Consider the following 20,513-nt stretch of genomic DNA (forward strand, 5'->3'; position numbering starts at 1 on the left):
GCAGTAAAAGATAGCAGAAACCCGGGCTGCCAGCGGCACCCGGGGTTTTATAGAATAGCCGGCCTATTCATCGCCGTCATCTTCAGCCTCGTCTTCGTCCTCATCCTCATCACCGTTCTCGTCGTCTTCGTACAAGTCCTCGTCTTCATCACTTTCTTCATCCTCTGTGTCTCCGAGCTCTTCCTCGAGTTCTTCTACATCGAGGCCTTCCTCGTCCTCGTCCTCTTCATCCTCACCATTTTCAACAGGGGTACCGATATCGTCGTCCTCCGTTCCATCATCGCCGTTCCCGCATCCTGCCATAAGAATCATTCCAAGTGTGAGCGTTGCAATAGATAATCCAAATTTTTTCATAGATTCGTTCCTCCAATATGGTGAATGTAATTACTTTCAGAATACCCCCGGATAGGAACGCATAAACAGAAAGGTGGATATATTTCCGGTTTCGTAATTTTAGTAAGCTAATCTTTTTTTGGCCGTAATGTTGTATGAAACTCCATTTCGTGATTAAATAGAAGGAGATAAAGATTAGGGGGCTAAGTAATTATGACAAGCCGATTGGAGAGGATGGCCGGCCATCACATCAGCCTTGTGGGTCATCTTCTTAAGAATAAATACAACGCGAACCTGTCGGAACTTGGACTCACCTCGGCGCAGGCAAGTGTACTTTATATACTGTTTCATGAAGGCGAGCAGAAGCAGTCCGAGCTTCAGCGGAGAATGTATGTAAAGGGTTCAACGATGAACGGCATAGTTGAATCAATGCTCAAACACGGCCTGATTGAAAAAGAGGCCGGTGAGGAAGACCGTCGGACAAAGATGATCAGGATCACGGAAAAAGGAAGAAAGCTCGAAGAAAAGTTTATGAAAAAGCTTGAAGAGCTTGAAGCACTTCTCACTGAAGGATTCTCGGATGAGGAGAATCAGATTATGGTTTCCTGGATGAAACGTATGCAGGAAAATCTTAAGGAAGAGGGAGGTGAGCCTGATGGATCAGAAAGAACAGAGCAGACGGCTGGGAACAGAACCGATACCTAAACTTCTCCGCAACATGTCCATTCCCGCCATGGTCGGAGTCTTTGTGATGGGGCTCTACAACCTCGTGGATACGATTTTCATTTCCTGGTTTGTGGGAGTGGAAGGCGTGGCCGGGGTTACGATCGCTTTTCCTGTCATGCTCATTATTATGGCAGTAGCTGCAGCTGTCGGAATTGGTGGTGCCTCTGTTATCTCCCGGCGTCTCGGCGAGGGCAGGGGACATGAAGCGAATAAAGTATTCGGAAATATCCTGACGATGATCATTCTTTTCAGTGTGGTTGGCTTTGTCGGGGCATTTACCGTTCTGGATCCGCTCCTGCACCTGTTTGGAGCAACGGAAGTGACTCTTGGTCACGCTTCCGATTACCTGTTCCCGATCATGCTCGGAACGATCTTTTTCTCATTTGCGTTTGCCACCAACAGTATTATCCGGTCGGAAGGCAACGCCCGTTTTGCAATGATGACCATGATTATTCCGTCAGTAATCAATATACTTCTGGATCCGGTTTTTATCATCTGGCTTGATATGGGTGTACAGGGAGCCGCTCTTGCTACTGTGATCGCCCAGGCTTCTGTTTCGATTGTGACGATCCAGTACTTTGTGAAGGGAAAAAGTTCACTTGCACCGGCACTGGCCGATTTCCGCCCTGATTTCACCGTCATTAAGGAAGTGATCGTCATCGGGCTTCCTGCACTTGTGCGTCAGGTAGCCGGAAGTGTCATGATGATTGCGATCAATGCCATGCTTCTTCGTTTCGGCGGGGACTTTTACGTCGGGGTGTTCGGCATTGTCCAGCGTGTAGCCATGTTTACCCTCATGCCGATGCTCGGTGTACTTCAGGGAATGCAGCCGATCGTCGGGTACAACTATGGGGCTAAACAGTACGGCAGATTGAAGGAAACCGTGTGGCTCGGACTGAAAGTGGTCACTGTTATGTCAGCTGGCGTTTTTCTGCTGGCGATGTTCGTGCCTCATTGGTTTATGAGGATCTTTACAACCGATCCGGCAACGATTGCCGCCGGTGTGGAAGGGATGAGAATCATTTTTGCGGCTGCCCTTCTGATCGGCGTGCAGGTTGTGAGCGGAGGAATTTACCAGGCTCTCGGAATGGCGAGGCCGGCACTCATCCTGTCCATGGCCCGCCAGGTGCTGTTCCTGATTCCACTCGTTCTGATTCTGCCGCACTTTTTCGGTGTTACCGGCGTCTGGCTGGCGTTCCCGATCGCAGACGTTCTCGCATTTGCTCTGTCCATGTTATTTCTTTACCGTGACCGGAAGCTGTTCCTCGTAAGAACAAAGGGAGATGATCTCCCTCCGCCGTCTCCTGATCCTGTCCGGGCAAAAGAACCGGAGGGAGCAGGGGTGTAAGTTTAATAGAGTACTTGAGTGCCCGGCCCATGATGAAGGCCGGGCACTTTTTGTTAGGAGATGGACCTTTCATTTGCGGGGAAAAGAAGAGTGTTACCAACTGTTCAGGTGAAGAGGGGCAGGGTTTCAAATAAAATAAAAACTCCCCGGTACAATTTGTACCTGGGGAGAAATCAACTTCTGTTTAAGAGTTACCGTCTTTCTGAACGAGCTTGACGAGTACGTGTGCCATCTGGTGTTTTTCATCGTCGTCTGCTACTTTCCACATTTCCTGAAGCAGCTTTTCCTCGCTGTTGCGAGGATCCTCGTGATTTTTCAGGTACTCCGCTACCCGTTCTGCACCTTTAGCCAGCTGTTCTTCGCCAAGGCCGAGTTTTTCACCTTTCTTGACTTTATCGCCGAGGTAGTTTTCAAATTCATTGAAACTCTGCAGAATTTCGTCTTTTTTTTCCGGGCTCATGTTTTCTACTTTTTCCTGTGCCTGCTGCTTTGTGTTTGCCATGTTAATCCCTCCAAAAAAAGTATAGTTAACTCTGGTTGGTCTTTACCTTAATTACGGAACAGTTAAACCTTACCAGGGGGGATTTGGCCCGAAGAGGGTTACCAGTCCACCACAAATCTGAGGACCTCAAAGGGAGGGGGAGGGCGTACCGGACGGCATAAAAAAACCGGCCTCAGGAGGCCGGAATAATGAGTTATTCTCTGTTATGGTGAAGGTCGTTGGAGATTTCGCGTTCGATCTGCTGGCTTTCCTTATGACTTTTTTCCCGGCGCTTTTCCACCTGGATTTTCTTTTCCAGACTTGTATTCAGGCTCTCGTGCCCAAACCCGTGATTCTGCCGAAGGCCTTTTTCCATATGCTCCGTCACTTTAAGGTCGTCTTCTTTTCCAGTCATGATCCGGTCTCCTTTTCTGATTAAAATCGTTTGGAACTTATCCGGCTGCCTGAGCGCAGGAAGCGGAAAGGTCCAGTTATGTGCCTATTTCCGGTGAGGCTGCCCATTAAACATATCCTTCCGGTAAAACCCCGCTTGAACTAGCCTTTCCCCGGCCGGAGTGGAACATACGGGTCCCCGGCATGTTACTATAAAGAAAACTACTGCAAGGAATGATCTCCTATGGAACAGAATGACCGGACACAGCGGCTAAGTGATACACCTCAGGCTGAAAACAGGGAAAAGCTGGCCCGCATTTATATGACTGCCGTCACCGTACTCGGTGCACTCTTTGTGGCAGCGGGCTTTTTCCAGCTGGAGGTTCCCTGGTCTTTTTCAATCCTTTTATTACTGGCGCTGTTCCTTCTTATTACCGAGTCTTCTGCCATCCCCGTGTGGAAAGGGGCGATCACGCTCGGCTTTCCCTTAATCTTTTCCATCGATCTGCTTTTCGGTCTTCCTGTGGCGCTGATTACATATGCAGTCGTTGTTGCTTTCATCCATCAGATGAGAAGGAGGACTCCTTCCATCGTAGCGTTCAACCCTGCCCAGCTGGTAATCAGTCTTGCTGCGGGAAAGTGGGCGGCGCTGACACTGACGGGAAGCTGGGTGACGCTCCCGGATTCCCTTGGCGGGATTCTCGCCTATGCTACTATTTACACCGTGGTATTTTATCTTGTTAATCACCTGCTTGTTGATGTTCTCCTCTGGCTGAGACCCCAGCCGTTTCCGCTCCATCAGTTTGGGCAGAAATTAGTTCTCGAATCAGCCGGTATGCTGTTTTCCATTTTTTATCTGGGTCTCTTTTTTCTGCTTGGTGATCAGAACCGGGGAGATGTTGTGGATATCTTTTCGTTCTTTTTCTTTTTCTCCCCGCTTGTGGGAATTGCCCTCATCGGTTCAAGTAACTTCAAGTTAAGGCGGGAAAAAGAGCGGCTTGAAGGGCTTGTTACCATAAGTGAAGAACTGAATCGCCATATACCGGACCGGGACTGGCTGAGCGGAATGGAGGAGCACCTTCAGAAACTGTTTGAATTCGATGCCTTGAGCATCTGGATAAAGAAGGACGGTGAATGGCGAAACGAACTTGATAGGGGCGTTGGCATTGTCATGCCGGATGAAAAAGAGATAAACCGGATTGCTGAGGAAACGAAAGAGCTTACAGCTGTCATGTCCGTGGACCGGGATCCTGTATTGAAATCTCTGCTTCACAGCTCCATCCGTTCCGCTGTCATCTGCCCGATGACTGAGAACGGGGAAATCGGGGGTCTTATACTGGTGGCGAGGCGCAGGCCCCAGGAAACCCGCCCCGATGAACTAAAGGTTGTGAAAGCTCTTGCCAATCAGCTGGAAGTTGTAACCAGGGGGCGGACCCTCATGATTGAGCGCGAGCAGCGAATGATATTGGAGGAGCGTAACCGGATTGCAAGAGAAATTCATGACGGCATCGCTCAGTCTGTAGCGGGGACGGTTATGCAGCTGGAGGCTGCCAGGCGGAAAGCTGAAGAAGGTTCGGACGGCTGCCTTGAAACCATGAACCACGTTCTTCCCGGACTTAGGAAAAGCCTTACGGAAATTCGGGAGTCAATCTATGCGCTGCGGCCTTTTCCCACTGATGCAAGAGGGCTTTTTAAGGCAGTTAAGGAAGAAACGGACAGGGTTAAACGGGAAAACCCCGCACTCAAATTTCATTTTACGTGGGAGGAAGCCCCTGAGCTTGCCCCGCAGATAGAAAAGTTGGTATATAATACTTTTAAGGAAAGCGTTCAAAATGCCATAAAGCACGCAGGTGCAGAGGAGATTACAATCGCGGGGGCCCCGGAGAGTGACGGGAGTTTCCGGCTCAGAATTGCAGATGACGGCAGGGGGTTCCTTTTAAGGGACGCCCTTATGAAATCACGTAACGGCAGACATTTCGGAATTTTGAATATGAACGAAGAAGCGGCAAAAGCAGATGCCGTGCTGCAGATTGACAGTAGACCCGGGGAAGGAACAGCCATTGAGCTCCATATTCCCGGCGATGAAGAGGGGAGAGATGACAGTGCCTGATATTATGATTGTCGATGATCATACTGTTCTCCGGGACGGTCTGAAAACGATCTTTTCAATGGAAAAGGGATTTAATGTAGTCGCAGAAGCGGAATCAGGGGAGGAAGCGCTGAGAACTCTTGAGGATATTCAGCCGGAAGTTGTCATTATGGACATCAACCTTCCGGGAAAAAACGGCGTCGAAGTCACGGCTGAAATTAAAGCGCAGTGGCCTGACGTCAAAGTTCTCATTCTGACAATGTATAAACACGATGAATACTTTATGTCTGCCATTACGAAAGGAGCAGAAGGCTATCTTCTGAAAGATGCGCCGTCCGAGGAAGTGGTGGATGCAGTAAAAAGTCTCATGTCCGGAGAAGCGGTGATCCATCCTTCCATGGCCAAAAAACTGCTTGATCTTCATCAGCATCCTGAAAAAGCACCTGAAAAAAACCAGAATGAACTTACTGCCAGAGAAAAAGAGGTACTTGAATGCCTTGTGAAAGGGATGAGCAACAAAGACATAGCCGCCGAGCTGTTCATCAGCGATAAAACGGTAAAAATTCACGTGAGCAAAATACTGAGAAAGCTCGGTGTAAAAAGCCGTTCCCAGGCGGTCATTCATGCGATCCAGAATGACCTCGTACCACTGACGGACTAAAACTTCCGGAGTGCTTCCCTGAAACAGGGAGCACTCCTTTTTTCATATAAAGGATACTCAGGATGGTCTGCTTCACCCTCGGAACTTACATCTTTGGATTAATTGTGCTGAATTTTCATAAATTTTATAATTAAATTACAAATTTCAAGAGGGAGTGACAGGATGAAGACGAAATCTTTTACAAAAGTGGTCGGAGCACTGCTTCTGGCTGCGGCACTTCTTGTCCCTGGGACGATGCAGGGCAAGGCATTGACAGGAGGACTTTTGCCGCTGGAACCGGTCGTGGATTCAAAGCTTCTGGATCGGCTTGGTGATGTGGAAGCGGCCGAGGTCATCGTTACGTTCCACGGTGACGAGGTTACTGATTCGGAAGTTTCACTGTTATCAGATCTGGGGATTACAGATGCACTGACGTTCGAAAGCCTGCCAATGGCAGGTTTAACCGCTACAAAAGCCCAGGTTGAAGCGCTTGCGGAGCAGGACGGTGTATTATCTGTTTATCTTAATGAAGAGCTTGAATATTTCAACGCCGATTCAACGGACCTCACGCGCGTGGATGAGGTAAGAACCGACGATGATTTCAGAAAGAAAAACGGCGGCCTGCCTGTCTCTGGCAGTGGAGTCGGAGTAGTTGTAAATGACAGCGGAGTGGACGGTACCCATGATGACCACAAGCTTGGAAATAATCTTGTGCAGAATGTTCTGGGGACGACAAATCTGAACAGTATCAGCGGCCTTCTTCCTGTCAGCTATGTTGAGGATGTTGCCAATACCGACAGCAACTCCGGGCATGGGACCCATGTTGCCGGTACAGTGGGTGGAACCGGTGCGAAGTCCGGCGGCCTATATGAAGGAGTGGCACCTGGTGCTGATATGATCGGCTACGGATCAGGAGCAGCTTTGTTTATTCTTGATGGCATCGGCGGATTCGATTACGCCATTACGAACCAGCAGCGCTATGACATTCGTGTAATTACAAACTCGTGGGGAGGATCGGGGGATTTTGACCCGTACCATCCGATCAATATTGCCAGTAAAAAAGCGTACGACCGGGGGATCGTGGTTCTGTTTGCAGCTGGAAATGCCGGCCCTGAGGAAAATACCCACAATCCTTACGCCAAAGCACCTTGGGTTATTTCCGTAGCGGCAGGTGAGAAAGACGGGACTCTTGCTGACTTCTCTTCCCGCGGAACTGAAGGAAAGGGCGGTACTTTTGAGATGGACGGAGAAGAATGGGAGTGGAAGGACGAGCCGACGCTTACAGCTCCCGGAGTGGATATTATCTCCACCCGTGTCATCGGTCCGCTGTCTGCACTTGCGGTGGAAGATGATGCAGAGTACATTGAACCCGGTCACCTGCCTTACTACACAACACTAAGCGGAACTTCCATGGCCACCCCGCACGTAGCCGGTGTTGTCGCACTGATGCTGGAGGCGGACCCTGGGCTTTCTCCTGACGAAGTGAAGACAATTCTCCAGGAAACAGCGTCTCCAATGGAAGGAACAGTATCCTGGGAAGCCGGTGCAGGCTACGTTGATGCCTATGAAGCAGTCAGCCGCGCCTTCGGGGAAGAAAGGAACGGCCGGGGGAATGGGCGGTAGCAGGATCGGAATGGATTACTGATTTTTCAAATGCAAAAACCCGGCAGAGCAGGCGCTCTGCCGGGTTTTTAGTCTGTTGAGGAGCAGGTCACTTAAAACAGAGTGTGGGAGAGGGTGAAATGATACGATATCTCGGCTGAATCGAATTAAAACAGAGTGTGGGAGAGGGCGAAATGATACGATATCTCGGCTGAATCGAATTAAAACAGAGTGTGGGAGAGGGTGAAATAATATGATAACGCCGGAATCGAATTAAAACAGAGTGTGGGAGAGGGCGAAATAATATGATAACGCCGGAATCGAATTAAAACAGAGTGTGGGAGAGGCAGAAATAATATGATAACGCCAAAATCGAATTAAAACAGAGTGTGGGAGAGGCAGAAATAATATGATAACGCCAGAATCGTATTAAAAAGAATCCTGCAGAAGCACCAATGATACGAAGGGCTCCAAAACGTCAGGAACTTACATAATAAGATGATGGACCTTTACCACCCGAAGTAAAATGTTTCTGTAAAACTCTCTGAATTACCTGTCTGTCAACTATCCCGCACCACTCAGTGATTATCCGTGTCCGGAGCTGTTTATCCGGAAACAGAGTACGGAACTCTTTTACTGTTCGCAGCACAGCTTCAGTGTTGGATTCCCGGTTCCCGCAGGTTGTACACACAACGTATTGCTTGTTCTGGTTAGCGGGAAGAAAACTCCAGCAGCCCGGGCAGCAGATTCCTTTTCTAAGATCCTTTTCGTCAAATTCCGGAATACGAGAGTACGGATTACCCTCCAAATGAAGAGAAAGCAGTTTCTGTGCGAGGGCCTCATCTCTGTATAACGGAGTCGCTGCACTTTGCCTGCTGAGCCCGGACAGAAATCGATTAAGCTGGGAAGAGAAAATGGCAGGCAGATCTCCCGGAGCCTGAAACAAATGAAACTCGGGATTGATAAAAACGAGGAAGCTTCTGATAACAGGGGAAAAGCCGTGCACCTTTAATAGATTGCGGAAGGCGAACTCTGTACGCTTCAGCTGAAGGAGGGGGTTTTTGATCTCGGTTTCCTTATTAGCAGAAGTCCATTTCTCATCCTCAATAATAAAATCCCCGTAAAAATTCTTAACATCAAAAAGATAAACAACATCCGGCTGCAGAAGTACCGTGTCTATCTGAAAAAGTGTACCGCGGTAATCCAGCAGAAGATCATTGATCACATAGCCGCGGCAGTCTGCAGCCGAGATCCGTCTGTCAAATTGAATTTCTCCGGCGTATCCTTTTTCGAGATTATCAAGGTGGGTGGCGTCAGCCGGTGCCAGTCTGGATCTTGTTCGTAAAGACTGAAGGATAACCATTTCCAAGGGTTTTGTCCTGTGTTTTAGAATCATAGATTTCCACTGCCTCATTTCAAAGATTTTATTAAAGACTCACTGAAAATCAAAAAACTCACTAATAGCACTGTATCACCTGCCGTAAAATCAAAGGAAACCGCCTTTCTTTACCTTACACCAGCCCCTCAATATGAGCGCTCACAGGATACCACGTCTTAGCCCCGCGAAAACTCAGCTTCGCATAAAAAAGAGAGCGCCTCAGGCACTCTCTCAAACTTTCATCGTTCCTGCATCCCTTTACGCATAATCAGCGAATGATAGCCCGGACCTTTTTCAAGCGTGATCTGCCTGAACTCGAGGACATCAAAATAAGGCCGGACAGCTTCCCGGATCCCCATTTCTGTATGAAAGGAAAAAAACCGTTTCGGTTCGTAGGGATCCTCCTCCCAGACCCCCTCAGAGTCCTCACCGCCGTATAACCCGAGATAAAACAGACCATCTTCTTTGAGGGAACTGCGAATCTCACCCAGCACATCCCCGAGTCGTGCTTTTGGGACGTGAAGAAGAGCGTTCATGGACCAGATGGCGTCGTATGCTCCCTTTTTCTGCAGCTGGTAGAAATCAAGTCTCTCTGCGTGAAGACCTTTGCTGCGACAGGCCTGGACCATGGCGGGGGAGAAATCGCCGCATGTAACGCTGAGCCCGTGTCTGTGAAAGTAAAGTCCGTGCTCCCCGGTGCCGGCTCCGAGATCGAGGAACGTCTGCCCTTTTTCCAGATAACCAAGAAAAACTTCGCGTTCCGCCCTTTTCCATGAAGTCAGCTTCATCCTCTCACGGTCACCGGCGTGATTGTTGTAGCTTTCCAGTAATGCACTGTAAATTGACATCATCCCGCACCTTCTTTCTGGGTCTATCTTCATCATTATACAGGACGGGTAAAAAACACGTCGATAATTGGAAATTCATGTTATGATTGAATAAACATGTCTTAGGGATCAGGAGGAAAGTCATGATTCAGTTTGACATACCGAATACAACCGCTGCATTACTGTTATTTTCTGCCTACATCATTTGCGTACTTACATGCTTTTACTGTATAAAACACCGGATGTCGTTCCGTTCCTATCCGCGAAAAAAGAAAGTCCGAATCACTGTTTTTTACGGAACGATGTTCTGGCTCGTGCATCCTCTTATTCTCATGTCCGAAGGAAGTATATACGTTTCAGGCATGACGGCTGCCATTGTCGTTTTGACTGTGCCGTTTACATGGGCTGCTCTGTGGATTGCGCTCTCCGTTGCCTCGAAAAATGAAGTCGCTACACTGCATTTTCTTGTCGGGACATTTCTCATGGGAACAATGATTTTCACACTCGACAGTGTTCTTTACTCTCTTTCTTTTTCGGAAACGCTTTCAGTAAACTGGCTTATACTCGGCTACAGCTTTTTTATGGTGCTATGCATTTCCGGTGCTGTTCTGCGCTTTCTTCTCATCCTGAATGATGAAACGGAGGAAATGGAGAAGAGGAGGTGGCAGATTGCCGGAGCGGTCTCCATCGGTGTGGCTCTTTCCAGCATTCCCCACATGATCAAGGCATCTCTCACGGCAGGTTATACGCTCACCAACTTTTCATTCAGTCTGGAATCCATTTTCTTTTCGCTTTTCATAAACCTTCTGGCGCTGATTGTGCTGATTCTCGTTCCGGACCTCTTCGGTGACACGCAGCGGAAGAAAACAAAGATGGCTCTTTTGACGAACCGCGCGGAGTATCATTCGCTTTTCTTTAACCATCCGGACGCAGTGTTTGCGATCGATCACAATGAAAGGTTTATCAGAATGAACGAGACAGCAAAGCGGACAATAAACCGTTTCAGCGGAAATGTGTCGGACATCTGTCTGCAGGACGTGGTAACAGGCCCTACATATGAAAAAGTGAAAATTTATCTGTCCCGGGCTTTTGAAGGAAGGGGCAGTGAATTCGATCTGGATCTGACCGGGGACCGGTTTTTTAAAGTGATCATACTGCCTCTTAAAATGGGGAACAGAACCGGCGCCTATGCGATCGTTAAAGACCAGACCGATTCAAAAAAACACGAAACGAGAATTCAGCATTTTGCCTATCACGATGATCTGACGGGGCTCAAAAACCGGCGTGGCTTTTTTCAGACTCTGGAGCAGCAGAACCATCCGTTTTCAGTGGTGATGATCGATTTTGATCACTTCAAGCGGATCAATGATGTGTACGGACATGACTACGGAGATCTGCTTCTGAAAGAACTGGCCAGACGGATGAATCATCGATTCGGGGAGTTCCATGAAATCGCCAGACTCGGCGGTGATGAATTCGCTCTTCTCTGCCGCGGTGACGATCGTGATGCTCTTTTTGAAGCGTGCACGGTGTTTCTCCGTGATTTTGAAGAGCCGATCCATATTGGAGGACGCCTCTGTTACATGACCCCAAGCATCGGGGTGGCCCACTCCATTGATGGGGAGAGGAATAACACCGTGGTTTCGCTTGCGGATTACGCCATGTTCGAGGCGAAAAATACCGGACGGAATCAGCTGAAAGTGTTTGAACCGTCCATGAAAGAAGACATGGAGCGGAAAAAGATACTCGAACAGGATCTCCCTCACGCGATACTCAATGATGAACTTTATATTGTCTACCAGCCGATCTGGAACGTAAGTGACAGCCGGGTCGGGACAGTGGAGGCACTCGTAAGATGGCAGCACCCGCAGCTTGGTGCGATTTCTCCGGCTGAATTTATTCCGGTGGCGGAAGATCTCGGTGAAATTGCACATCTTGAAGAATTCGTTGTAACGACAGCCTGCAGGGAAGTGCTGAACTGGAACAGGTCATTTGAAAAGCCGGTGTGTCTGTCGGTTAATATTTCCATGAAGCATATCGAGCAGACCGATATACATCAGTTTATTACCGGACGTCTCAACGCAACCGGATTTCCTCCCGAATGCCTGACAATTGAACTGACGGAGACGACCCTCATGCAGCGGGAAGGGAACACAGTGGAAGCGGTTGAACGACTTAAGAGTATGGGTGTGACGGTTCATCTCGATGACTTCGGCAGCGGGTACAGCTCACTTAACTATCTGATGCAGCTGCCGCTGAACGGGGTGAAGCTGGACCGGCTTTTCCTGCAGAAAATGAAAAAGGACAATGAACATTACACACTTGTACAGTCACTGATTTCGCTCAAGCAGAAGCTGGGACTCGATGTAGTAGCGGAAGGTGTGGAAACGGAGGATCACCTTCGTATGCTGGAGGAAATGGGCTGCCAGAACATCCAGGGTTACTATATTGCAAGGCCGCTTAAAGGAGCAGACTGTATGACCCTTCTCCGTGGTCAAACAGAAGAAGCTGCAGTCAGATGAGAATGCATCCCCGTTCAGTAACGGGGGTGTTTTTTCTTTTTCAGGGAAGTGAAGGGCGTGCCCGTGAGCACCAATCGTTTCACTGTCACGAGATCGGGTAAATAAAACAGTGTGTCCGTGTCAGGAAGTGCTGTACAATTATCCATTCGGAGGTGCTCTATTTGTCCAAATCGTTTTATATTAACGGAGAATTCGTAAACAGTGAGTCGTCTGAGACAATCGACGTCATCAACCCTGCAACAGAAGAGGTCATCGGCTCAATTGCCAAAGGAAGTGAAGATGATGCGAAAAGAGCCATTGATGCCGCATTTGAGGCTCAGGTTCAGTTTGAAAAAACCTCTCCGCCGGAAAGAAGCGCGTACCTGACGGATATTGCGGACAAACTGGAAGAGCAGCAGAAAGACTTTGCGAAGCTTCTTTCCAGGGAGCAGGGAAAAACGATCGGTCTTGCAGAAACGGAAATTGAAACAACGGTGGACTATTTCCGCTACATGGCCGGCTGGTGCCGGCGTGTGGAAGGGGATGTCGTGCCTAGCGATAACCCGGATGAAAACATTGTTGTCATGAAAAAACCAATTGGAGTAGTAACAGGCATTGTGCCCTGGAACTTTCCGTTGATGGTGCTTGCCAGAAAAGTCGCACCTGCGATTGCCACAGGCTGTACGGTTGTCATTAAGCCGAGTCAGCAGACTCCTCTTACTGCAGTGAAGTTTGCGGAGCTTGTACACGAACATACCGACATGCCAAAAGGGGTATTTAACCTGATTACAGGAAGCGGCTCGTCCGTCGGTACAGAGCTTGCTTCCAACAGCAGGGTGGCTATGGTCAGTCTGACAGGAAGCTTCCCCGCAGGCTCCAAAGTGATGGAAGCCGCTTCGGAAAACATTACGAAAGTCAATTTGGAGCTTGGCGGGAAAGCCCCGGCCATTGTGAGCGAGCATGCGGATCTGGATCTGGCAGCCGAAAAAGTTATCGAGTCCCGGGTCATTAATTCCGGGCAGGTATGTACAAATGCTGAGCGCGTTTACGTTCACGAGTCGGTGGCAGAGTCTTTCATCGATAAAATTACAACCAGAATGAGGGATCTGAAAACAGGGGACCCCTTGGACGAAAACAGCGACTATGGTCCGCTCGTGAGCATGGATCAGCTCGAGTCCGTCGAGGAAGCCGTTAAAAAAGCCGAAGATGGCGGAGCGAAAGTGCTTATCGGCGGGAAGCGCGCCGACAGAAGCAAAGGATTTTATTATGAGCCGACTGTCCTGACGAACGTGTCCCAGGATATGGATATTCTCCAGGAGGAAATTTTCGGTCCTGTGCTGCCGATTGCGACCTACAGTACGTTCGATGAGGCAATCAGGCTTGCCAACGATTCCGTTTACGGTTTGTCCTCTTCCGTGTTTTCCGAAAATTATCATGAAGTGATGCAGGCGGTAAATGAACTGAAATTCGGCGAAGTCTATGTGAACCGGGAGCATTTTGAGGCCGTTCAGGGGTACCATGCAGGATGGCGCCAGTCAGGTGTCGGCGGTGCTGACGGCAAGTACGGTGTGGAAGAGTACCTTCAGACTACCGTAGCCTACCTCGAATATAAAAGAAAATAAGAAAGATGAGAGAATGGAAGGATTTAATTCAGGTTTGTTTAATTCACCCGGGTTACGGGTAATTCAAATTCCAGGAGGCGATATAAAATGGAACCACTTTACAAAGAATTTTTTAACGATGAGGAAGTTGTAAAAACAGTTGAGGCACTGAAAGGCAAAGGCGTGGATGAGGACAACGTATACGTACTCACTCATGATGAAGACCGTACGGAGCGTGTAGCAGACAATGCGGACGCCAACACTGTGAACATGAACGAACAGGGCATCGACACTTCCGTGAAAAACGTCTTCCGTAAAAAAGGGGACGAGCTTCGTGCCCAGTTTGAGGAACTTGGTTTCTCCGGTGATAAGGCCCATAGCCTTGAAGAAAAACTCGATGAGGGTAAAGTCATCGTAGTTGTAAAAGACGCGCCGGCTGATCTTCAGCTGTAAAAGCAGACTGTGCATCCCTTTAATAAGAACAAAGCAGGAGCTGTCCCATAGCGGGGCAGCTCCTTTTTAACAGGATTTAAGTTCAAACTCACCGATTATGGAAGCTGCGCGATCAGCTGCTTCAGGGAACCGAGGTGGTAGGCGCAGTGAGCAATGGCAGCTGAGGCAGACACAGTCTGTTTTTCGGTCCAGTCGATTGTGTCCAGTGTATGGCTGAAATTCTCATATTCCTCCTTGAGCTGACTTTTAAAAGCCTGCCAGGTTCCTTCATCAACCTCCCGGATTTTCCAGCTCAATGACCAGTCTACCTGACGGTCTTCCTCGAGGAGGGAGGCATTGGTAACCTGAAGATGATAGAGGGTGTGGTGGACATGAGCGGCGATAGAGGCCTGAGAGGAAGACAGTATCATAGACGCTTCTCTCGCATTGATTCGTTCAATGGTGTTCATTAACCCTGCACTGGGTCCCGGATCGGTAAAATAAATCTCCTCTTTTTCGGGACCTTCGAACGCTTCTTTCAGCAGTTTCTGCAAAGAATTTCTTACAGTCAACAGCCCTGTTCCCAACGCAATCACTCCCTCTGATAGTCATTAATAGACACCTTCATCCTCCCCGGAACCTGTCTGTCAGGTTCCGGGCTCTATCATACAGGCTCTGTACCTGTCCTTCAGGATGGTCCCTATAGTGACATCTTTCGGATGGAGAGGGGAAATTCCTTCTTTTATATGTAAAAAAACTATCACTCTTACAAAAGTGTCCCCCGGACGTAAACGTACGGGGGATACTGGGTGTCGTTTTATTAGAGTAGACCAATCTGGACTGCTACAAGGGTGATCAGCTGAAGAAGCAGCTGAATGTTAATGAGAAGCTGGGTGTCTGTTTTTGAAACGTCAACATTTTTTGAATCCTCAACAATAATCTGGCTGAAGGATTCCTGTTTAACTTTGATTGTTTGGAGAAGGTCGTTTGAAATGGCTTCAGCCTGGTCGGCACTGGCTACAGAGATGCTGATCAGAATGATGAACGCCGCCTGAAGTGCTGCCTGAATATTGAGTGCCGCTTTTGTATCAGTGACTGTCACGTTTACATCACAGGAGTTGGAGATTACAATCAGCTCTTGGGTAAGCTGGGTGGTTTTATTATCAAACTGGTTGTCAGCAGTTTCTCTTCCGCACGCGAGCGGATGCTCTCTGCCGCTGAGGGCATCCCATTTCCGGGCTCTGTTTCCGGCAGAAACAGGAGCGGATGCCGCCGCGTTTCTATTTACCATAAAACCGTGTCTGTTTGTCACTAGATTCACCTCCTCTCTTTCACTATTAACATATGAAGGTTCTTTCTGTTTGTCTGGACAAGCAGTCTGGTTCTTTTATCTATTTTTTATTTTTTCTGCTGTCTGTGGACTCCGTGATTTCTGCGTTTGCCAGAAACGTTTCGGTCTCTTTTTTGATATCTTCCACCAGCGCTCTTAACTTTTGCTTCTGCTCGTCGGAAAGGGAATTAACGTTACTTTTTACGTTATATTTCTGAAATGTTTTTTCTACGAGCAATTCCAGCATCTTTTTAGCCGATTCCATCGTTACACCTCCTTACTTACGAAAGTGGCTCCTACACTTAGCAGTTTATGCCATAAAAAAAAGCCGGACTGGTTATCCGGCCTTACATGTGAAAAATATGCGTTTGATAGGGATGCTTTAGCCCTTTATATTATGGGTTGATCTGCAGGGAGTGGATACTTTCTCCAATATAGGATGTATAGAGGAAGCCTGCCACTTCTTTTACGTGCTGTTCATCATGTTTACAGAGAAGATTTACGTATTCAAGAATCGTACAGTTCTTCTCACCTACGGAGAACTCCGTAGCCAAATTACAGGCGTGAAAACGTTCTGCCAGTTTGAGACGGGAAACGATAGCCTGATCGATGAGTTCCTGCATTGGGACTGTATCCGCATACTCGGCTGCTTCCCGGTTTACTTTATGTATCATATTATCCCACCCGCTCACTTTTTCTCCCAGAAGCATGTAAGGCAGACGCTCATCTGTTATTTTTTTATCCCAGTAGTGAAAGTGTGCAACGATCGCTGCCGTAGACCATTTGTCTTCACCGATCGGTTCGTAAAATGTATCGTTATCAATCTGCTTTAAGTGGCTGAAAAAAGAAGTCAGCTGCTCAAATTTTGAAATAACCGTATTCATCCAATCCCTCATTCTGTTTTTATAATCTGCCTGAAAATTCCACGTTTTTCCTTATACGTCTATGAGTCTCGTTTTATTGTATGTAATTTAGTTGGTAAATGAAAGAATACTCCGGCAATTTGGATAAAATAGCCTATAAGAAAATCCCGAATGAAAGCAGAATCGGCAATTCGTACGAGTACTTTTTACATACTTTTACGCGTAAGGGTATGTACGGAAAAACCCCGCACAGAATGCGGAGTTTTTATAAGGGGAAGGAAGCCTTGTGGAGGAACTGAACAGGCTGGTGAGTGGAGCGGTTTCCTGTAAGGGGTCAAACTATTGTTCTATTCAGGTCCCTGCCCTTATTTTCCGTATATGTTGAGGGGGTCTTCCAGGTTGGCGTCCACCTGGAAGACTGGAGGCTACCACGAATGTCCGGTATGCAGGATGGTCGCTGCTGAGCTGCTTTTCGTTGATCGCAAAGGAGGTTGCGGTTTCCAGTAAAAGCTGGAGCGGAATGGATTTTTATTAGCCGTTAAAGCAGAAGCATCCGATAATAACCAAAAGGATGAACAGCACCAGCACAAGGGCGAAGCCGTGGTGGTTGTAGTAACCCATAATTTTCTCCTCCTGTCATTATGAATTGAGAGAGGCCTCTCACTGATAATCTATGTACGGTGAAGAAAAAAGTATGGACAAGTGAGGGAGGCCATATGCCTGTTTTTCCGGGAAGGTAGAGAAAGAGAAAACGGGAACTTTGTGAGACGAAGAGTTGAGCCGGGGGATTCCCTCCTTTATAATGATGGAGCGTAAAAAAGATCGGAGGTTTTTCAAATGGTTACAATCCGGGACATTGCAAGTCTTGCCGGCGTTTCGCGGACAACAGTCTCAAGGGTGCTCAACGGTTCTGGTTATGTAAGTGAACAGGCGAGGAAACGGGTTATGGAGGTAATCGAGGAAACAGGGTATGTCCCGAGTGAACAGGCAAAGGCGCTGCGGACGAAAAAATCCAATGTTATCGGTGTGATCCTGCCTAAAATCAGCACGGAAACCGCCAGCCGGGTGGCGGATGGAATCGATACAGTGCTGAACCGCGAAGGCTATCAGATGATCCTTGCCAACGCCAAACTTAAGGTGGAGAAGGAAATTGAACAGCTGAAGCTGCTTGAAAGCAGGAGGGTGGACGGCATTATTCTCCTTGCCACAAACAAGGAAGACAGACTCCTCAAGGCCATTGAATCCCTGAGTGTGCCTGTCGTTGCCCTTGGACAGGATCTGCCCTCCATTTCCTCGGTCATCTATGATGATTATCACGCTGCAAGGGAGATGACAGAAGCAATTCTGAAAAAAGGCCGGAACCGGATCGGCTTTATCGGTGTGTACGAATCGGATCATGCAGTAGGTGTTCTCAGAAAGCAGGGCTATCTCGATGCTCTGGAGGCAGAAGGAAAAACACCTGAGGAAGGATGGATTCAAAAAGGAGACTTTACGGCTGAGTCAGGGTACCGTGCCATGAAATCTATCTGGGAATCAGCAGACCGGAAACCGGATGCTGTGTTTGCAGTTACGGACCGTCTTGCAGTCGGTGCACTTGAGTATCTCCGTGCCATAGGGGTTAAAACACCGGAAGAGACAGCAGTTGCGGGGATCGGTAACTCAGAGATTTCAAAATATGTCACCCCCTCTCTTTCAACAGTGGACTACAACAACGAGGAAGCGGGAATGAGAACGGCAGAGCTTCTGCTGGAGCGGTTAAACAGTTCCGGGGAAAACAGAGAAAAAATTGTAATGGGCTATAGACTTCTAATTCGCGATAGTTTAAGATGAGTTATGGAATCGATTACATAAGCGGTTTCATTACTTTTTACATCATGTGGAATCGATTCCATAATGATGATAATTCCGAATGGAACTTAAAAAACTGGACATAATTTCATTGAAAGGAAAGGGGTTTATCCATGTCAGAGAATCGTAAAATTGCAGAAGAATTAATTGAAGCTGTCGGCGGCAGGGAGAATATCGACTCTGTAGCCCACTGCGCGACACGGCTGCGCATCATGGTTAACGACAAGGAAAAAATCAATAAAGAGAAAGCAGAAAGTATTGATAAGGTAAAAGGAGCTTTCTACAACTCCGGTCAGTTTCAGGTGATTTTCGGCACCGGTACCGTCAACCGGATCTATGAGGAAATGTCAGCTCTCGGGGTCTCCGAATCGTCCAAAGGAGAGCAGAAGGAAAAAGCTAAAAAACAGGGTAACGGCTTCCAGCGTGCAATCCGTACGTTCGGTGATGTGTTCGTTCCGATCATTCCGGTACTCGTAGCGACAGGTCTGTTTATGGGACTTCGTGGCCTTCTGACGCAGGAAGCGATCCTTGGTCTGTTCGGCCTCACTCCGGATGACATTTCACAGAACTTCCTGCTCTTTACGGAAGTTCTTACTGATACAGCGTTTGCTTTTCTCCCGGCGCTTGTAGCCTGGTCGGCATTCAGAGTGTTCGGCGGAAGTCCGATCATCGGGATCGTCCTCGGTCTCATGCTTGTCAGTCCGGCCCTTCCAAACGCCTGGGCCGTTGCTGAAGGAGATGCAGAGGCGATTAACTTCCTCGGTTTCATTCCGGTGAGTGGATATCAGGGTTCCGTACTTCCGGCCTTTATTGCAGGTTTCCTCGGTGCGAAGCTTGAAAGATGGATCAGAAAACGCGTCCCTGAAGCGCTCGATCTAATTCTAACGCCGTTTCTGACCCTTCTCGTTATGATTACAGCAGCACTGTTTGTGATCGGACCGGTCTTTCACGCTGTCGAAGCAGCGGTTATGGCTGCTACAACAGCGCTTCTTGAACTGCCATTCGGGATCAGCGGTCTGATTATCGGGGGTCTTCACCAGGTAATCGTTATTACCGGTGTACACCATATCTTTAACTTCCTTGAAATTCAGCTTCTCAACCAGTTTGGTGAAAACCCGTTCAATGCGATTATTACGTGTGCCATCGCGGCTCAGGGTGGAGCTGCTCTTGCAGTAGGTATGAAGACAAAGGTCAAAAAACTGAAGGCACTTGCGCTGCCGTCTTCGTTCTCTGCGTTTCTCGGTATTACCGAGCCGGCGATCTTCGGGGTTAACCTCCGTTACATGAAGCCTTTCGTTATGGGACTGATCGGTGGTGCAGCCGGAGCGTTCTTCGCCTCCCTTGTGGGACTTGCCGGAACAGGTATGGCGATTACGGTAATTCCGGGAACGCTGCTTTATCTGAACGAACAGTTCCTGCTTTACCTCCTGGCAAACATCATTTCCATCGGTGTTGGCTTCACACTCACGTATCTGTTCGGCTACTCGGACAAAATGAAAGAAGAAATAGACGGCTAAGCCCTTTCGCAGAGCCTGCATACAATCTATACCTTTATAAAAGAGAGCTTCCCTTCCGGTGAGAAGGGGAGCTTTTTTGTCTGTTTTTTTCAGGCCCATGACGCGGGAAGCGTGATGTATAATGGCATGAGAGAGGAGTGGGGGAGATGACAGAGGTAAAGCCCATTGGGTATGTAAGGAATGAACGGAAGGCCGTGACGGATGATGACTGGGGAGCGGTCCGGTCGGAGATTACAATCGTTGATGAAATCGGGGCGGACAGTCTGGAAGGCATTGAGGCGTTCAGCCACGCCGAGATCCTGTTTCAGTTTCATAAAGTCCCGGAGGAAAAAGTAGAGACCGGTGCCCGCCATCCGAGAAACAGCTGTTCACTCCCAAAGGTGGGTATCTTTGCCCAGAGAGGAAAGAACCGTCCGAACCGGATCGGATCCACAGTGGTAAAGGTGACTGGCCGTAATGAGCGGACGCTGACTGTACTTGGCCTTGATGCCATTGACGGCACCCCGATCCTGGATATAAAGCCTGTGATGCGTGCCTTTCTGCCCCGGGAGGAAGTGATTGAACCGGAGTGGACAGACGAAATCATGAAAAACTACTGGCAGAG

The 20,513-nt window shown here is 48.4% G+C and carries 20 protein-coding genes and 1 pseudogene; 11 read left to right on the top strand and 10 right to left on the bottom strand.

Going from position 1 to position 20,513, the window contains the following annotated elements; all coding sequences use genetic code 11:
* Positions 1-63 precede the first annotated feature (63 nt).
* Positions 64-354: a hypothetical protein gene (locus FGB90_RS19790; protein ID WP_171051908.1), complete on the bottom strand. Its 291-nt coding sequence runs from the start codon at positions 352-354 to the stop codon at positions 64-66.
* Positions 355-546: 192 nt separating this feature from the next.
* On the opposite strand from FGB90_RS19790, the gene FGB90_RS18360 reads away from it, so the two are divergent.
* Together FGB90_RS18360 and FGB90_RS18365 are read left to right on the top strand one after the other, a co-directional pair.
* Positions 547-1,038 carry a MarR family winged helix-turn-helix transcriptional regulator gene (locus FGB90_RS18360; RefSeq protein WP_138812316.1) on the top strand — a complete coding sequence of 164 codons (492 nt, stop codon included), beginning with the start codon at positions 547-549 and terminating at the stop codon, positions 1,036-1,038.
* The gene (locus FGB90_RS18365; protein WP_138812317.1) at positions 989-2,407 is read left to right on the top strand and encodes an MATE family efflux transporter; all 1,419 of its coding nucleotides are present in this window, start codon (positions 989-991) and stop codon (positions 2,405-2,407) included. The genes FGB90_RS18360 and FGB90_RS18365 overlap by 50 nt, the downstream gene beginning before the upstream one ends.
* Positions 2,408-2,591: 184 nt before the next feature.
* Here the strand turns inward: FGB90_RS18365 and FGB90_RS18370 are convergent, their stop codons facing one another.
* Together FGB90_RS18370 and FGB90_RS18375 are read right to left on the bottom strand one after the other, a co-directional pair.
* Positions 2,592-2,909 carry a DUF3243 domain-containing protein gene (locus tag FGB90_RS18370; protein ID WP_138812318.1) on the bottom strand — a complete coding sequence of 106 codons (318 nt, stop codon included), beginning with the start codon at positions 2,907-2,909 and terminating at the stop codon, positions 2,592-2,594.
* 193 nt (positions 2,910-3,102) lie between these two features.
* Complete coding sequence (locus tag FGB90_RS18375; RefSeq protein WP_138812319.1) at positions 3,103-3,303, bottom strand: YuzK family famiily protein; 201 nt, start codon at positions 3,301-3,303, stop codon at positions 3,103-3,105.
* A gap of 222 nt (positions 3,304-3,525) precedes the next feature.
* Here FGB90_RS18375 and FGB90_RS18380 point away from each other — a divergent pair, with 222 nt between their 5' ends.
* From FGB90_RS18380 to FGB90_RS18390, 3 genes are all read left to right on the top strand, one after another.
* On the top strand, positions 3,526-5,391 hold the full coding sequence (locus tag FGB90_RS18380; protein ID WP_138812320.1) for a sensor histidine kinase: 1,866 nt from the start codon (positions 3,526-3,528) through the stop codon (positions 5,389-5,391).
* Positions 5,378-6,031, top strand: coding sequence for a response regulator (locus tag FGB90_RS18385; protein ID WP_138812321.1), 654 nt, complete (start codon positions 5,378-5,380; stop codon positions 6,029-6,031). The genes FGB90_RS18380 and FGB90_RS18385 overlap by 14 nt, the downstream gene beginning before the upstream one ends.
* Before the next feature lie 162 nt (positions 6,032-6,193).
* The gene (locus FGB90_RS18390; protein ID WP_246056257.1) at positions 6,194-7,633 is read left to right on the top strand and encodes a S8 family peptidase; all 1,440 of its coding nucleotides are present in this window, start codon (positions 6,194-6,196) and stop codon (positions 7,631-7,633) included.
* A 457-nt stretch (positions 7,634-8,090) separates the two neighbouring features.
* On the opposite strand, the gene FGB90_RS18395 is transcribed toward FGB90_RS18390, so the two are convergent.
* Together FGB90_RS18395 and FGB90_RS18400 are read right to left on the bottom strand one after the other, a co-directional pair.
* On the bottom strand, positions 8,091-8,975 hold the full coding sequence (locus FGB90_RS18395; protein WP_246056268.1) for a nuclease-related domain-containing protein: 885 nt from the start codon (positions 8,973-8,975) through the stop codon (positions 8,091-8,093).
* Between the two features lie 254 nt (positions 8,976-9,229).
* Positions 9,230-9,841 carry a class I SAM-dependent methyltransferase gene (locus FGB90_RS18400; RefSeq protein ID WP_171051910.1) on the bottom strand — a complete coding sequence of 204 codons (612 nt, stop codon included), beginning with the start codon at positions 9,839-9,841 and terminating at the stop codon, positions 9,230-9,232.
* A 119-nt stretch (positions 9,842-9,960) separates the two neighbouring features.
* Between FGB90_RS18400 and FGB90_RS18405 the strand changes: the two genes are divergently transcribed.
* The 3 genes from FGB90_RS18405 to FGB90_RS18415 all read left to right on the top strand — a co-directional run bounded on the left by FGB90_RS18405 (position 9,961) and on the right by FGB90_RS18415 (position 14,372).
* Positions 9,961-12,339, top strand: a complete 2,379-nt coding sequence (locus FGB90_RS18405) for a sensor domain-containing protein (protein ID WP_138812324.1) — start codon at positions 9,961-9,963, stop codon at positions 12,337-12,339.
* A 161-nt stretch (positions 12,340-12,500) separates the two neighbouring features.
* The gene (aldA, locus tag FGB90_RS18410) at positions 12,501-13,940 is read left to right on the top strand and encodes an aldehyde dehydrogenase (RefSeq protein ID WP_138812325.1); all 1,440 of its coding nucleotides are present in this window, start codon (positions 12,501-12,503) and stop codon (positions 13,938-13,940) included.
* Positions 13,941-14,027: 87 nt separating this feature from the next.
* Positions 14,028-14,372, top strand: coding sequence for a YflT domain-containing protein (locus FGB90_RS18415; RefSeq protein ID WP_138812326.1), 345 nt, complete (start codon positions 14,028-14,030; stop codon positions 14,370-14,372).
* 95 nt (positions 14,373-14,467) lie between these two features.
* On the opposite strand, the gene FGB90_RS18420 is transcribed toward FGB90_RS18415, so the two are convergent.
* From FGB90_RS18420 to FGB90_RS18440, 5 genes are all read right to left on the bottom strand, one after another.
* Positions 14,468-14,938, bottom strand: a complete 471-nt coding sequence (locus FGB90_RS18420) for a hypothetical protein (RefSeq protein WP_138812327.1) — start codon at positions 14,936-14,938, stop codon at positions 14,468-14,470.
* Between the two features lie 233 nt (positions 14,939-15,171).
* Positions 15,172-15,663 carry a spore coat protein gene (locus FGB90_RS18425; RefSeq protein WP_246056259.1) on the bottom strand — a complete coding sequence of 164 codons (492 nt, stop codon included), beginning with the start codon at positions 15,661-15,663 and terminating at the stop codon, positions 15,172-15,174.
* Positions 15,664-15,742: 79 nt separating this feature from the next.
* Entirely contained in the window at positions 15,743-15,946 is a 204-nt protein-coding gene (locus FGB90_RS18430) for a hypothetical protein (protein WP_138812328.1), read from the bottom strand.
* A 130-nt stretch (positions 15,947-16,076) separates the two neighbouring features.
* Positions 16,077-16,565 carry a hypothetical protein gene (locus FGB90_RS18435; protein ID WP_138812329.1) on the bottom strand — a complete coding sequence of 163 codons (489 nt, stop codon included), beginning with the start codon at positions 16,563-16,565 and terminating at the stop codon, positions 16,077-16,079.
* 510 nt (positions 16,566-17,075) lie between these two features.
* A complete protein-coding gene (locus FGB90_RS18440; RefSeq protein ID WP_138812330.1) occupies positions 17,076-17,165 on the bottom strand; it encodes a YjcZ family sporulation protein in 90 nt (29 codons plus the stop codon).
* A 216-nt stretch (positions 17,166-17,381) separates the two neighbouring features.
* Here FGB90_RS18440 and FGB90_RS18445 point away from each other — a divergent pair, with 216 nt between their 5' ends.
* From FGB90_RS18445 to FGB90_RS20030, 3 genes and pseudogenes are all read left to right on the top strand, one after another.
* A complete protein-coding gene (locus FGB90_RS18445; protein ID WP_138812331.1) occupies positions 17,382-18,374 on the top strand; it encodes a LacI family DNA-binding transcriptional regulator in 993 nt (330 codons plus the stop codon).
* Positions 18,375-18,505: 131 nt separating this feature from the next.
* On the top strand, positions 18,506-19,909 hold the full coding sequence (locus FGB90_RS18450) for a sucrose-specific PTS transporter subunit IIBC (RefSeq protein ID WP_138812332.1): 1,404 nt from the start codon (positions 18,506-18,508) through the stop codon (positions 19,907-19,909).
* 146 nt (positions 19,910-20,055) lie between these two features.
* Positions 20,056-20,511: pseudogene (locus FGB90_RS20030) on the top strand (SAM-dependent methyltransferase); the annotation flags it as partial.
* Between the last annotated feature and the right edge of the window lie 2 nt (positions 20,512-20,513).

This window comes from Alteribacter natronophilus (assembly GCF_006007885.1).
Classification (GTDB): domain Bacteria; phylum Bacillota; class Bacilli; order Bacillales; family Salisediminibacteriaceae; genus Alteribacter; species Alteribacter natronophilus.

Excerpts from the sequence above, each read along its gene's own strand:
- FGB90_RS19790 (WP_171051908.1), bottom strand. The coding sequence starts at position 354 with ATGAAAAAATTTGGATTATCTATTGCAACGCTCACACTTGGAATGATT.
- FGB90_RS18360 (WP_138812316.1), top strand. The coding sequence starts at position 547 with ATGACAAGCCGATTGGAGAGGATGGCCGGCCATCACATCAGCCTTGTG.
- FGB90_RS18365 (WP_138812317.1), top strand. The coding sequence starts at position 989 with ATGGATCAGAAAGAACAGAGCAGACGGCTGGGAACAGAACCGATACCT.
- FGB90_RS18370 (WP_138812318.1), bottom strand. The coding sequence starts at position 2,909 with ATGGCAAACACAAAGCAGCAGGCACAGGAAAAAGTAGAAAACATGAGC.
- FGB90_RS18375 (WP_138812319.1), bottom strand. The coding sequence starts at position 3,303 with ATGACTGGAAAAGAAGACGACCTTAAAGTGACGGAGCATATGGAAAAA.
- FGB90_RS18380 (WP_138812320.1), top strand. The coding sequence starts at position 3,526 with ATGGAACAGAATGACCGGACACAGCGGCTAAGTGATACACCTCAGGCT.
- FGB90_RS18385 (WP_138812321.1), top strand. The coding sequence starts at position 5,378 with ATGACAGTGCCTGATATTATGATTGTCGATGATCATACTGTTCTCCGG.
- FGB90_RS18390 (WP_246056257.1), top strand. The coding sequence starts at position 6,194 with ATGAAGACGAAATCTTTTACAAAAGTGGTCGGAGCACTGCTTCTGGCT.
- FGB90_RS18395 (WP_246056268.1), bottom strand. The coding sequence starts at position 8,975 with ATGGTTATCCTTCAGTCTTTACGAACAAGATCCAGACTGGCACCGGCT.
- FGB90_RS18400 (WP_171051910.1), bottom strand. The coding sequence starts at position 9,841 with ATGATGTCAATTTACAGTGCATTACTGGAAAGCTACAACAATCACGCC.
- FGB90_RS18405 (WP_138812324.1), top strand. The coding sequence starts at position 9,961 with ATGATTCAGTTTGACATACCGAATACAACCGCTGCATTACTGTTATTT.
- FGB90_RS18415 (WP_138812326.1), top strand. The coding sequence starts at position 14,028 with ATGGAACCACTTTACAAAGAATTTTTTAACGATGAGGAAGTTGTAAAA.
- FGB90_RS18430 (WP_138812328.1), bottom strand. The coding sequence starts at position 15,946 with ATGGAATCGGCTAAAAAGATGCTGGAATTGCTCGTAGAAAAAACATTT.
- FGB90_RS18435 (WP_138812329.1), bottom strand. The coding sequence starts at position 16,565 with ATGAATACGGTTATTTCAAAATTTGAGCAGCTGACTTCTTTTTTCAGC.
- FGB90_RS18440 (WP_138812330.1), bottom strand. The coding sequence starts at position 17,165 with ATGGGTTACTACAACCACCACGGCTTCGCCCTTGTGCTGGTGCTGTTC.
- FGB90_RS18445 (WP_138812331.1), top strand. The coding sequence starts at position 17,382 with ATGGTTACAATCCGGGACATTGCAAGTCTTGCCGGCGTTTCGCGGACA.
- FGB90_RS18450 (WP_138812332.1), top strand. The coding sequence starts at position 18,506 with ATGTCAGAGAATCGTAAAATTGCAGAAGAATTAATTGAAGCTGTCGGC.